Below are 12,741 nucleotides of genomic sequence, written 5' to 3' on the forward strand. Positions count from 1 at the left end.
CTGTTACTCCCCTTGCAGGCGTCGGAGTTAGGGGACCTTCGCCAGAACAGGGACGGAATAAGGGACTGACACGTGCGAACGCGTCTCGCGATCAAATGGCACGCGCTGCTAGAGCGCTACTTTCCGGAACGCCGACTTTTTCTGAGATCGGACAATGACACGCGGTTCATCCGCCTCCGATCCGGCACGCAGGCCGCCGCGACGCTCGGCATCGCCCTTACCGTGGGCTGGACCATCGTCGCCACCGCCATCCTGATGATGGACAGCATCAGCGCAGGCAATTTCCGCGAGCAGGCCCGCCGCGACCAGACCACCTATCAGCAGCGCCTCAACGAGCTTTCGCGCGAACGCGACGTGCGCGCCGCCGAGGCCAAGGCCGCGCAGGAGCGCTTCAACGTCGCGCTGACGCAGGTCTCTGAAATGCAGTCGCAACTGCTCGACAGCGAGACCCGCCGCCGCGAGCTCGAGACCGGGATCGACGTCATCCAGTCGACCCTCGGCACCGCCATGAAAGAGCGCGAAGAGGCCACGGGACGGCTCGCGACGCTGCAGGACCAACTGGCCGAGGGCGGCACCGCCATCGCCTCTGCCGAGGGTGACGGCACGCTCGATCTGCTGTCCGAGGCGCTGGCCCGCACCGCCGAAGAGCGCGACCAAGTGGTGGCAGACGCGCAAGACGCGCTGGTGCGTGCCGACGAGATGGCCACCGAGCTGCGCCTGCGCGAAGAGCAGAACGACATCATCTTCCGCCAGCTCGAAGACGCGATGACCATTTCGGTCGAGCCGCTCGACAAGATGTTCAAGGCCGCGGGGATGAATCCCGACAGCCTGATCAAGCAGGTCCGCAAAGGCTATTCCGGGCAAGGTGGCCCGCTCACCCCGCTGACCTTCACCACCCGCGGTCAGGAACCTTCGCTCGACACCGAGCGCGCCAACCGCATCCTTGGCGAGATGGACAAGCTGAACCTTTACCGCATTGCCGCCGAAAAGGCGCCCTTCGCGGTGCCGCTGAAGGATCCGTTCCGCTTCACCTCGGGTTTCGGGCGCCGCTGGGGCCGCCTGCACGCGGGCACCGATTTCGCCGCGCCGCATGGCACGCCGATCTATGCCACCGCCGATGGCGTAGTGATCCACGCGGGCTGGATGTCGGGCTACGGACGTCTGGTGAAGATCCAGCACGAGTTCGGCATCGAGACGCGCTATGCACATATGTCCAGAATCAACGTGAAGGTCGGCCAAAGGGTCTCGCGCGGGCAGCAGGTTGGTGCTATGGGAAATACAGGACGCTCGACCGGCACGCATCTTCACTATGAAGTTCGCGTAGGTGGCGAGCCAGTCAATCCCATGATCTACATCAAGGCTGCAAACGATGTTTTCTAAGAGCAAGATCAATGAACCCGGTCCCAAGGCCGAGGACACCGCGGCAAAGCCCGCTGTTTCCGACGCGCCCCGTTCGACCGAGTTCAAACCCACGGCCCCGAAAGCCAAGCCTCCGGCTTCGGTGCTGTCGAGCGATCTGCACATCACGGGCAACATCAAGACCACCGGCGACATTCAGGTCGAAGGCACCATTGAGGGCGACATCCGCGCCCACCTGCTGACCGTGGGCAAGTCCGCCACCATCAAGGGCGAGATCATCGCCGATGACGTGGTGATCAATGGCCGCATCGTGGGCCGCGTGCGCGGCCTGAAGGTGCGTCTGACCGCCACCGCGCGCGTCGAAGGTGACATCATCCACAAGACCATCGCCATCGAATCCGGCGCCCATTTCGAGGGCTCGGTGCAGCGCGCCGACGATCCGCTCTCGACCGGCAAGAAAGCCGCGGCTCCCGCAGCCGCCGCCGCGGACCAGCACACTGCTGGCTGAGCCTTTCACGGCAGCGACAGTTTACGAAACGCCGGGCCCCTGCCCGGCGTTTTTGCATGCGCGTCCCTGACAATGGAGCCCGCGCCGAGCCAACACCCGCTGCGCCTCGGCAGCGCCCAGAAAGCGCCCGGCCCGCTCTGGCGCCGCGCCCATGACGGCACGCACCTTGGCACGCAGGACCGGCGGCAGCGCACGCATCGACTGCGGTCCGGGCCAAAAGCTTTCGCAGCCCACCCCTTCGGCCTGCAGCACCTCGTGCCGCGCGGTGACCAGATGCACATAGTCGAGGCCCGCAAGCTCGCGCGCCCAGCCCACGCCGCGCAGCGCGATCAAGGCTTTGGCTGGCACCAGTGGCCCCTTGCCCGCGCTGCGATCTCCCCCTGGCAGCCGGACACGGTGCTGCGCCGACAGGCACAGCGCGTGCAGCGGCAGCCCCGCCCCAAGCGCTCCCGACCGCACCCGGACCGGCGGCTGTGTCGGGCCGCCCACATGCTGGCAAGAGACCTGCAGCATCATCTCCAGCCGCACGCTCCTGCCGCGTTCGGTCAGCAGCCATTCGCCCCGGCGCAACTGCTCTGCCGGACGCAGCCCCCGCGTATTGGCAATGCCGGTGCGCGCGGCAAAACAGATCGGCGCCAGAGAGGTGAGATAGCTATGAACCCCTTGCGTGTTGTCGTGCCGCCCGACAATGGTCAGCGCCTCGCCAAAGGGCGGCGCCTCGCCTTGGATCACAAAAGCCTCGATGCTGAAGGCGTTGCCCGCAAGCGAGACAAACTGCAGCGTATAGACCTGCCCGCCGCCATCGCGCACATCAAGCTCGTATTCGGACTCGATCACCGTGCCAGCGCCATAAAGCGTGCCGTTGATCACCGTTGCCGCGGCCAATGTCTGCGCCGCCCCGGCATCATCATCGAAGGTCGCATCGCCCGTGTCATCCACCAGAACCGCCTGCGCCGAGGCCGCGGCCTGAATGGTCAACGTGTCGACCCCAAGGTCGAACTGGTAGCCGCCATTGTCGTCGAACCCCAATGGATCGCTGGTGCTTGCCAGTGAAATGTCGAACAGATTGAGCGTAAAGACAGCCATCGCCGCGGTCGTCCCCCGGATATCACCGGAGGCACGTTAGCCCATGGCGCGATAACAGCAGGTAAAGCCGCCTCAGGCCTCCAGCTCGGCATCCCAGTAGAGGAAATCGAGCCAGCTGTCGTGCAGGTGGTTGGGCGGGAACTTCCGGCCGACGTTCAGCAACTCGCCCGCCGTGGGCTGGCGCGGCGCGCGGTAGAGCGACATGCCCGCCCGGCGCAGGCTTTTCGAGCCCTTGCGCAGATTGCACGGCGAACAGGCCGCCACCACATTCTCCCAACTGGTGATCCCGCCCGAGGCGCGCGGTACCACGTGGTCGAAGGTCAGATCGCCCTTGCTGCCGCAATACTGGCAGCGGAATTCATCCCTCAAAAAAAGATTAAAGCGCGTGAAGGCCACGCGCTTTCTCGGCTTTACGTAATCTTTCAGCACCACGACGCTGGGGATTTTCAGCGTCATCGAGGGGCTTCGGACCTCCTCGTCGTACTCGGCGATGATGTCCACCCTGTCGAGGAAGGCCGCCTTCACCGCTTCCTGCCATGGCCAGAGCGACAGCGGGTAATAGGAGAGCGGGCGGTAATCCGCGTTCAGCACCAGCGCGGGGTGTTGCCGGAGCGCCGAGGGCTCTCTTACGAAGTGAGTTCTGAAGTCGCCGTCCATGGGTAAGTCGTCCCCCGCTCTGTCTGCTCGTAAGGGCACCAGAGCGGGACACCCCGCCCCAGCTGTCAAACCACTATATATCGCGGATAGGCTCTGGCAAGCCTCGCTATATGCCCTGATGCCCCTGTGGATAGGTGATGCTCATGACATGAGCATGACACCGGTGCGACACCTGCGCTAGCCTTGCCGCATGAGTGATGAACAACTTCCAAACACCGCCCCGCCGCCGCATCTTCTCGAGGCCGCGCTCTATTGCGCCGATCTCGACGCCGCCGAGGCGTTCTATTCCGGCGTGATGGGGCTGACGAAACTGCAGCGCGTGGGGGATCGCCACGTCTTCTTCCGGGTGGGCAGTGGCGTGCTGCTGATCTTCAATCCCGTTGAGACGGAAAAGCCGCCGCGCAACCCGGCGCTGCCGGTGCCCGCGCATGGCGCGCGCGGGCCGGGCCATGTCTGCCTCGCCATGCCCGGCGCGGCGCTCGACGGCTGGCGCGCCCGCCTGCTGCAGGCGGGCGTCGAGATCGAAGAGGATTTCACCTGGCCCAATGGCGCGCGGTCGATCTATTTCCGCGACCCCGGCGGCAATTCGGTGGAACTGGCCGAGCCGCGGCTCTGGGAATAGCCGGGCTGGGCTTCACACGGACACGCCAACCAACGCGCCCGCGGCTCCGCGCCGCGGAGCCGCTACACGCGCTGCGCATCGAGCGGGCAAGCCCGCTGACGCGCTAGAACCCGCATTTGTCCCGCAGGAAGGCCAGCGCCACGCCCAGCCCGTCCGGAGCGATACCGTGGCCGGTGCCCTTCATCACATGGGCATAGACCTCTTTCCAGCCCGCGCCCTGCAGCGCCTCGGCGGCGGCGGGCATGGACTGCGGCGGCACAACGTCATCCTGATCGCCATGCACCAGCAGCACCTGCGGGCGCACCACAACGTCGTCGGCCAGCAGCTCGGGCGAGATCAGACGGCCCGAGAAGGCCACGACGCCCGCCAGTTCATCCTCGCGCCGGGGCGCCACATGCAGCGCCATCATCGAGCCCTGCGAGAAGCCGACCAGCGCCACCTGTTCGGGCAGCAGATCCTCATCGACCATCAGCGCGTCGAGAAAGGCGTTCAGATCCTCCACCGCGCGCGCCATGCCCTGCATCAACTCCTCTTCCGACGAGCCGTCGATCCAAGGGATCGGGAACCACTGAAAGCCCATGGGCGCTCCGGCGCAATCCTCGGGCGCGTCGGGCGCGACGAACATCGTGTCGGGCAGATGCTCGCCCAGCGGATCGGCGAGGCCCAGCAGATCGGCCCCATTGGCGCCATAGCCATGCAGGAACACGACGCAGGAGCGGGTCTCGCCCGAAACGGGGCCCTTGCGGCCGGCATGAAGAACGCGGGTCATGCAATACCTTCCCTTTGCTTTTGCACATGGTAGTAGGCCCAGAGCGCCCGCGCCGCAACCGCCCGCCACGGGCTCCATGCCTCGGCCATCTGGCGCAGCGCGCGCTCCTTGGGGCGCTCGTCCAGATCAAAGAGGATGCGCGCCGCCTCCTGCAGCGCCAGATCGCCCGGCGCGAAGACATCCGCATGGCCAAGCGAGAACATGGCATAGATCTCGGCGGTCCAGACACCGATCCCCTTTACCGCGGTCAGCGTCTCGACCACCTCCTGCGTCGGCGCGGTCCGCAGCGCGTCGAAGTCGATCCCCTCGGCGGCCAGTGCCTGCGCATAGGTGGCCTTCTGCCGCGACAGGCCAAGCGCGCGCAGCCCCTCGATATCCTGCGACAGGATCGCTTCGGGCGAGATCATCCCCGCCGCCTCGAGCCGCGCCCAGATCGCCCGCGCCGAAGCCACACTGACCTGCTGGCTGACGATGGCCGACAGAAGCTGCGCGAAACCGTCCTCGCGCCGCCGCAGCGGCAGCGGACCGGTCAGTTCCAGCGCATGGGCAAAGCGCGGCTCGGCCTCCGCCAGCCAAACGCAGCCCTCGGCCACGCAGGCGTCGGAATGGATGATCCGTCCGACCTGCCGCACCGCATCCGTCATGGCGTCCCTTTCATCTTTCAACAAATACTCAAACCCTGCGCAGAGACGCCAAGCGGCGTCAGGCCGCAGCCGTGCCCTCTTGTGCTCCCCCGCACCGCGCCCTACCGATTGCGCATGCACAGCACAACAGAGTCCCGCGCCCGGCGCAATGTCACCATTCTGGTTCTCGCGCAGGCCTTCCTCGGCGCGCAGATGCCGATGATCTTCACCATCGGCGGGCTGGCCGGGCAGTCGCTGGCGCCGAACCCCTGTTTTGCGACGCTGCCGATCTCGCTGATCGTGCTGGGCTCGATGCTGTCGGCGACGCCGGTCTCGGCCTTCATGCAGCGCTTTGGCCGCCGCGCGGGGTTCTTCCTCGGCACCTTCGGCGGCACGCTGGGCGGCATCGTGGGCGCGACGGGGCTCTATCTGCAGTCCTTCCCGATCTTCCTGCTCGGCAGCCTGATCACCGGGCTCTACATGTCGGCGCAGGGGTTCTACCGCTTCGCCGCCGCCGACACCGCCAGCCCCGCCTTCCGGCCCAAGGCGATCTCTTACGTGATGGCGGGCGGGCTGGTCTCGGCGCTCATCGGCCCGCAAGTGGTGAAGCTGACCGCCGACGCCTATGTCATCCCCTTCTTCGGCACCTATGCGGCGGTGATCGCGGTGAACCTCGTGGGCTCGCTGCTGTTTCTTTTCCTCGACATTCCAAAGCCCCCCGCCCCGGCCGAAGGCAGCCCCTATGGCCGCACGCGCTGGCAGTTGATCACCACGCCGCGCATCGCCGTGGCGGTGATCTGCGGCATGGTGAGCTACGCGCTGATGAACCTCGTGATGACCTCGACGCCGCTGGCGATTGTGGGCTGCGGGTTCGAGACCTCGGATGCGGCCAATGTGGTCAGCGCCCATGTGCTGGCGATGTTCGCGCCATCCTTCTTCACAGGGCAGATGATCAACCGCTTCGGCGTCGAGAAGATCATGGGCCTCGGGCTCGTCATCCTCGCGGGCGCGGGCGCGGTGGCGATGACCGGCGTCGAGCTGGAGAATTTCTTCTTCGCGCTGGTGCTGCTGGGGATCGGCTGGAACTTCGGCTTCATCGGCGCGACCACGATGCTGGCCGGCGCGCATAGCGCCGAGGAACGCGGCCGCATGCAAGGGCTCAACGATCTGCTGGTTTTCGGCGGGGTGACCTTTGCCTCGCTCGCCTCGGGCGGGCTGATGAACTGCTCGGGCGGCACGCCGCAGCAGGGCTGGACGGCCGTTGTATTGGCCATGGCGCCCTTCCTCGTGCTGGCCGGCGGCGCACTGATCTGGCTGGTGCTGCGCCCCGAAGAGCAACCGGCGGAGTAAGGCAAATCCCTATCAAGAGATTTGCAACTCTCTTCGAAGAGAGTTGCGCTACACCCGCCCGGTGAAGCCCGCCTTCACCAGACGCGCCCGCTTCGAGAACTCCGACAGATCCAGCGTCCCCTCGGCGACCCGCTGCGGCTCTTTCGCCGCCAGCGCGAGCAGCGGCCCCGCCTGCCATCCCGCCAGCAGCGCTGGACGCGCCGCTTTCGGCACGCCGCCAAAGCCCTTGCGCGCCCGGGCCAGCCGCGCCAGCCCGCCGCGCGCCAGCGCCGCCACGCCCTCGGGACGTCCATCCAGCAGCGGCACGCGCCCCTTGCTCTCCAGCTCTGGCACCGCGCGCAGGAAGGCCGCGAGACCAAAGGCATAGCCCGCATCCAGCGCAAGATCTTCGCCCATACCGCCAGGTCCCGCCAGCCCCCGCCCCGCCGCCAGCAGCAGCAGGCCCGAGGTTTCCTCGAGATAGCGGGTCAGATGCGCCTCATCCTCGAAGGGATCGCGATAAATGTCCCAGCGCCGCGCGCCGACCAGCGGATCGAGCCGGGCCGCGGTCTCGCCATCGAGCACCTGCGCCAGCGGCGTGACCACCTCGTGCCGGCGCACCGCCCCGCCCTTGGCGATCTCTTCCAGCGCGTCGCGCCACCATTGCAGGCGCATCTCGGCGATCATCGTCTCCTGCGTCACCCAAGGCGCGCGGGCGACCTCGAGGTTGAACGCATAGAGCGGAAACAGCACGCGCCGCGCCTCCGGCGGCGCGGCCATGGCCGCAGCGAAACGGTCGGGATCGCCGCGCTCGATCAGCCCGGCACAGGCGATCAGATCGTCACTGAGCTGCACGCGCGGCCCCGCAGTCGCGGATCAGCTTCCAGCGCACCGCATCCAGCAGCGCCTCAAAGGAGGCGTCGACTATGTTGGCGCTGACGCCGACCGTCTGCCAGCGCCGCCCGGCCCCGTCCTCGCTGTCGATGATGACGCGGGTCACCGCCTCGGTGCCGCCTTGGGTGATGCGCACCTTGAAGTCCACCAGCCGCATGTCGTCGATCATCGCCTGATAGGGCCCGAGGTCCTTGGCCAGCGCCTTCGACAGCGCGTTCACCGGGCCACGGTCGTGGCCCTCGGTGTCGAGACTGTCGGAGACCGAGAGCTTCTTCTCGCCGTCGATCTTCACCACCACCACGGCCTCGGAGAGCGAAACCATCTGGTCGTATTTGTTCTTCCGCCGCTCGATGGTCACCCGGTAGCGCTTCACCTCAAAGAACTCCGGCAGCAGCCCCAGCTCGTCCCGAGCCAGAAGCTCAAAGCTCGCCTGCGCGGTGTCATAGGTGTAGCCCTCGGCCTCCTGCGCCTTGATGCGCTCGAGGATGCGTCCCAGCGCCGGATCACCCTTCTCGACCTCCAGCCCCGCTTCGGCAAGACGGCGGCGCAGGTTCGACTGCCCGGCCTGGTTCGACATGGGGATCACGCGGCGGTTGCCCACCTGCCCCGGTTCGATGTGCTCGTAGGTGCTGGGATCCTTGAGGATCGCGCTGGCGTGCAGCCCCGCCTTATGGGCAAAGGCCGAACTGCCGACAAAAGCCGCCTGCCGCATCGGCACACGGTTGAGGATCTCGTCGAGCATCCGGCTCATCTGGGTCAGCCCCTCCAGCGCCTCGCGGCGCACGCCGGTCTCATAGCGGCTGGCATAGGGCTCCTTGAGCAGCAGCACCGGGATCAGCGTGGTGAGATTGGCGTTGCCGCAGCGCTCGCCCAGACCGTTGAGCGTGCCCTGCAACTGCCGCACGCCCGCGTCGATCGCCGCCAGCGTACAGCCCACGGCGTTCTCGGTGTCATTGTGGGTGTGGATGCCAAGCTTGTCGCCGGGCACGCCCGCCGCAATCACCGCGCGCACGATGCGCCCCACTTCCTCGGGCAGCGTGCCGCCGTTGGTGTCGCAGAGCACCACCCAGCGCGCGCCGCTGTCCAGCGCCGCCTTCACGCAGCCAAGCGCATAGCCGGGGTTGGCCTTGTAGCCGTCAAAGAAATGCTCGGCGTCAAACAGCGCCTCTCGCCCCTGCGCCACACAATGCGCGACCGAGGCCGAGATCGCCTCGAGGTTCTCTTCGAGCGTGATGCCAAGCGCGGTGGTGACGTGGAACTCATGGGTCTTGCCCACGAGGCAGACCGACGGCGTGCCCGCGTTCAGCACCGCCGCCAGCACGTCGTCATTGGCCGCCGAGCGCCCCGCCCGTTTGGTCATGCCAAAGGCGGTCATCGTGGCGCGGGTTTGGCCCACCTCGTCGAAAAAAGCGCTGTCGGTGGGATTGGCCCCGGGCCAGCCGCCTTCGATATAGTCGACTCCCAGCGCATCCAGCGCCGCGACAATGCGGTGCTTCTCGGCGGTGGAGAACTGCACGCCCTGGGTTTGCTGCCCGTCGCGCAGGGTGGTGTCGTAGATGTAGAGACGCTCCTTCCCCATCACGCCGCTCCTTTCATCTTTCCACAAATACTCCGGGGGCCCGGGCGACCAGCCCGGGCCGCGCCCGACCCTCCCCCCGGGAGGGCGCATGTCAGCCGCTGCAAGACAGTCATCCGCAGCTCGGGCTGGCGAGAAAAACCGCGCGGCTCAAGCCCTGCAAAGCGCCCACCCAGGGTCGGGCGCAGCCCTTCGCTGTGTAGAAAATCGCTCACACGAGCCCCTCCAGCTTGGCGGCATCAAACCCCGCGCCGGGCAGAAGCTCGACGCCCGCCTTGGACATGCGCACTTCGACCCCGGCCTCGATCAGCGCGGTTTTGAGCCGGTCGACCTCGGAGAAATCCTTGGTCTCCATAGCCTTGGAGCGCACACCCGCGAGGTGCTCGGCCAGCCCCGAGAGGTCCGGCCCGCCACTCACCCAATCGCCCAGTTCGTCCGTCAGCAGGCCGAGAAGCTGCGCCGAGGCCAGCAGCACGCCCGCCGCTGCCGGATCGCTCGATGCGTCCTTGGCCAGCTTGTGCAGACGCGTCAGCGCACCAGCGGTATTCAGGTCGTCCGACAGCAGCGCCACCAGCTCGCCATCCGCCTCGCCGGGGACTGCGCCCGCCGTTGCCGAATGCCAGCCGCGCAGCGTCGCCTCGGCCTGCGCGGCCTTCTCGGCGGTCCAGTCCATCGGCTTGCGGTAATGGGTCGAGAGCATCACGAAGCGGATCACCTCGCCCGGCACGGCGGGCATGCCGTCGTGGCCGTCCAGCAGATCGCGCACGGTGAAGAAGTTGCCCAAGGATTTGGACATCTTCTTGCCCTCGACCTGCAGCATCTCATTATGCAGCCAGACCTTGGCGAACTCGCCATGCGGGTGCGCGCAGCAGCTCTGGGCGATCTCGTTCTCGTGGTGCGGGAACATCAGGTCGTTGCCGCCGCCGTGGATGTCAAAGCTCTCGCCCAGAAGCTCATAGGCCATGGCCGAGCATTCGATGTGCCAGCCCGGACGGCCCCGGCCCCAAGGGCTGTCCCAGCCCGGCAGATCATCCGCCGAGGGCTTCCACAGTACAAAATCCATCGGGTTGCGCTTATAGGGCGCCACCTCGACCCGCGCCCCGGCGATCATGTCGTCGACCGAACGGCCCGACAGCGCGCCATAGTCCTTGTAGCTCTCCACCGCGAAAAGCACGTGCCCCTCGGCCTCATAGGCGTGACCGTCGGCAATCAGCCCGTCGATCATCGCGATCATCTGCGCGATGAACTGCGTGGCGCGCGGCATGTGGTCGGGCTCCATCACGCCGACCGCGCCCATGTCCTGCAGATACCAGCCGATGGTCTCTTCGGTGCGCTCGGCGATCAGCTCTTCAAGGCTGCGCGGATCGCCCGCCGCCTTGCGCGCCTGCGCGGTGGCGTTGATCTTGTCGTCGACGTCGGTGAAGTTGCGCACATAGGTGACGTGATCCGCCCCATAGACATGGCGCAGCAGCCGCGCCAGCACGTCAAAGACGATGGCCGGGCGGGCGTTGCCGAGGTGCGCGCGGTCATAAACCGTGGGCCCGCAGACATACATCCGGACGTTCTTGGGATCGATCGGGGTGAAGACCTCTTTGCGGCGGGTCTTCGAGTTGGTCAGCGAGATGGTCATGGCGCGCTCCTTCGCGGCGGTCGCGGCGGGAGTAGCAACTTCATCTCTCGATTGGAATAGAAGACCGGCCCGCCGAAGATATCAGCAGGTAATGCAGCAAATCTGAATGGCGTTGCGCAGGGTCATGCGGGCTGTCTAGCGCGGCCCGTCCCGCGCGTCCAGCATTTCCACCAGCTTCGCCAGAGACGAGAGGTTGCGCGCGGTGAGCGGCGCGCCCGCGATGGCCTCGAGCCGGGGCGCGAGCTTCGAGCGGCCAAAGCCGCCGGGCGTGCGCAGCCAGATCATGCCCTCGCCCTCGGCGATCTCGTCACCGGGGGCGGCGAAGCGCTCGAACAGCCCGCGATCAAGGCTGGCGGGGGTGAGGCTGGCGGACGCGAAGAGAAATCCCACATGCACGCGCTTGGGATCATCGGGCGCGAAGGGACAGCGCTCCAGCGCCGCGCGCAGCCGCTCCGGCGGCAGCACCAGCACCGGCACGTCGAGCCTCTGCCCCGACAAGGCCCCCTGCAGCGCCGCGGCCAAAGCCTCAGGCGCGCCCTCGGCGTCGAACAGAAGGTTGCCTGAGGCGAGATGGCTCTGCACGTCCCGCCAGCCCAGCCCCTCGCAGAGCGCGCGCAGCTTGGCCATGGGCAGCGCATTGGCACCGCCAACATTGATCCCGCGCAGCAGGGCCACATTGAGAGCCATGGGTCACCTCCGGCGCCAGCAAAGACCAAGGGGCAGTTTCGGTCAATCGGGCACCGGCTCAGCGCCCTATAACGCAAAAGGCCCCGCCGTACGGCAGGGCCTTTCAAAACTCATCCAGCGCGGATCACTCCGCCGCGTCGGGCGCGGGCGCGCCATCGGTGGGCGCATCCTCGGCCTTCTTGCGCGGCTTGCGGGTGCGCTTGGGCTTTTCCTCGGCCTGCTCGGCCGGAGCGTCAGCGGGTTTAACCGCCTCTTCGCCCTCGGGCTTTTTGCGACGGGTGCGCGGCTTGGGCTTGGGCTTGCTCTCGGCGCGGCTTTCCGGGGTTTCGACGAGACCGTTGTCATCATCGTCATCCGATGCACCGCCCAGCACGTCCGGCTGATCACCAAGGCCCGGCAGGCTCTGGGTTTCCGCCTCGGGCTGCTGCGCCTTGGGCTCGTGCCCGGCATCGCCCTGCGCTGGCTGGTTGCCGCCGCTCTGGTTGCCGCCGCTTTGGTTGCCGCCGCTTTGGTTGCCGTGGGTCTGGCCGCCATTGCCCTGCTGGTTGCCACCGTCGCGGGTCTCGCCACGGTTTTGGTCGCGGCTTTGGTCACGGTCGGACCGGTCGCGGTCGCGCTGTGCCTGACGCTCGCGGTTCTCGCGCTCTTGCTGTTCGCGGCGCTGGTCGGCTTCCTTCTGCGCTTCCGACAGCAGGCGCATATAGTGCTCGGCGTGCTGCTGGAAGTTCTCGGCAGCAACGCGGTCGTTGCCGAGCGCCGCATCGCGGGCCAACTGGTTGTATTTGTCGATGATCTGCTGCGGCGTGCCGCGCACCTTGCCCTCCGGGCCCGAGCTGTCGAACACGCGGTTGACGACGTTCCCAAGAGTGTTGCGGTTGCGGTTGTTCTTCGACCGCGAGCGGGATTTCGAGGATCGCATCTTGTCTGCTATCAGCCTTGTGTCTGACTGTCCCTGTGACCTCGGCGCTGCGCCTGATGTGGCGCCGTCAATGCCCGTGATC

At 66.9% G+C, this 12,741-nt stretch carries 13 protein-coding genes; 4 read left to right on the forward strand and 9 right to left on the reverse strand.

Features of this window, described 5'->3' with window-relative positions; all coding sequences use genetic code 11:
• Positions 1–72: 72 nt before the first annotated feature.
• Positions 73–1,380: a DUF5930 domain-containing protein gene (locus ACXAD2_RS20635; protein ID WP_475173969.1), complete on the forward strand. Its 1,308-nt coding sequence runs from the start codon at positions 73–75 to the stop codon at positions 1,378–1,380.
• A complete protein-coding gene (locus ACXAD2_RS20640; protein WP_475173973.1) occupies positions 1,370–1,867 on the forward strand; it encodes a bactofilin family protein in 498 nt (165 codons plus the stop codon). Before ACXAD2_RS20635 ends, ACXAD2_RS20640 begins: the two co-directional genes overlap by 11 nt.
• 21 nt (positions 1,868–1,888) lie before the next feature.
• Here ACXAD2_RS20640 and ACXAD2_RS20645 read toward each other — a convergent pair whose 3' ends face one another.
• Positions 1,889–2,953: a Hint domain-containing protein gene (locus tag ACXAD2_RS20645; RefSeq protein ID WP_475173978.1), complete on the reverse strand. Its 1,065-nt coding sequence runs from the start codon at positions 2,951–2,953 to the stop codon at positions 1,889–1,891.
• 72 nt (positions 2,954–3,025) lie between these two features.
• Entirely contained in the window at positions 3,026–3,610 is a 585-nt protein-coding gene (locus ACXAD2_RS20650) for an HNH endonuclease (protein WP_066101028.1), read from the reverse strand.
• A 190-nt stretch (positions 3,611–3,800) separates the two neighbouring features.
• On the opposite strand from ACXAD2_RS20650, the gene ACXAD2_RS20655 reads away from it, so the two are divergent.
• On the forward strand, positions 3,801–4,232 hold the full coding sequence (locus ACXAD2_RS20655) for a VOC family protein (RefSeq protein ID WP_475173986.1): 432 nt from the start codon (positions 3,801–3,803) through the stop codon (positions 4,230–4,232).
• A gap of 103 nt (positions 4,233–4,335) precedes the next feature.
• On the opposite strand, the gene ACXAD2_RS20660 is transcribed toward ACXAD2_RS20655, so the two are convergent.
• Positions 4,336–5,001, reverse strand: a complete 666-nt coding sequence (locus ACXAD2_RS20660) for an alpha/beta hydrolase (protein ID WP_475173992.1) — start codon at positions 4,999–5,001, stop codon at positions 4,336–4,338.
• The gene (locus ACXAD2_RS20665; RefSeq protein ID WP_475173998.1) at positions 4,998–5,645 is read right to left on the reverse strand and encodes a DNA-3-methyladenine glycosylase family protein; all 648 of its coding nucleotides are present in this window, start codon (positions 5,643–5,645) and stop codon (positions 4,998–5,000) included. The genes ACXAD2_RS20660 and ACXAD2_RS20665 overlap by 4 nt, the downstream gene beginning before the upstream one ends.
• A 114-nt stretch (positions 5,646–5,759) precedes the next feature.
• Here ACXAD2_RS20665 and ACXAD2_RS20670 point away from each other — a divergent pair, with 114 nt between their 5' ends.
• A complete protein-coding gene (locus tag ACXAD2_RS20670; protein ID WP_475174002.1) occupies positions 5,760–6,974 on the forward strand; it encodes an MFS transporter in 1,215 nt (404 codons plus the stop codon).
• 48 nt (positions 6,975–7,022) lie between these two features.
• Here ACXAD2_RS20670 and ACXAD2_RS20675 read toward each other — a convergent pair whose 3' ends face one another.
• The 5 genes from ACXAD2_RS20675 to ACXAD2_RS20695 form a co-directional block, all read right to left on the reverse strand.
• Positions 7,023–7,808: a squalene/phytoene synthase family protein gene (locus tag ACXAD2_RS20675; RefSeq protein ID WP_475174008.1), complete on the reverse strand. Its 786-nt coding sequence runs from the start codon at positions 7,806–7,808 to the stop codon at positions 7,023–7,025.
• The gene (cimA, locus tag ACXAD2_RS20680; protein ID WP_475174014.1) at positions 7,795–9,426 is read right to left on the reverse strand and encodes a citramalate synthase; all 1,632 of its coding nucleotides are present in this window, start codon (positions 9,424–9,426) and stop codon (positions 7,795–7,797) included. Before cimA ends, ACXAD2_RS20675 begins: the two co-directional genes overlap by 14 nt.
• Positions 9,427–9,634: 208 nt before the next feature.
• Positions 9,635–11,053, reverse strand: coding sequence for a cysteine--tRNA ligase (cysS, locus tag ACXAD2_RS20685; protein ID WP_475174018.1), 1,419 nt, complete (start codon positions 11,051–11,053; stop codon positions 9,635–9,637).
• Positions 11,054–11,188: 135 nt separating this feature from the next.
• Positions 11,189–11,740, reverse strand: coding sequence for a DUF1697 domain-containing protein (locus tag ACXAD2_RS20690; protein WP_475174021.1), 552 nt, complete (start codon positions 11,738–11,740; stop codon positions 11,189–11,191).
• A 124-nt stretch (positions 11,741–11,864) separates the two neighbouring features.
• Positions 11,865–12,659 carry a DUF4167 domain-containing protein gene (locus ACXAD2_RS20695; protein WP_475174023.1) on the reverse strand — a complete coding sequence of 265 codons (795 nt, stop codon included), beginning with the start codon at positions 12,657–12,659 and terminating at the stop codon, positions 11,865–11,867.
• Positions 12,660–12,741 lie beyond the last annotated feature (82 nt).

The organism is Salipiger sp. ABN3_019, assembly GCF_056158605.1.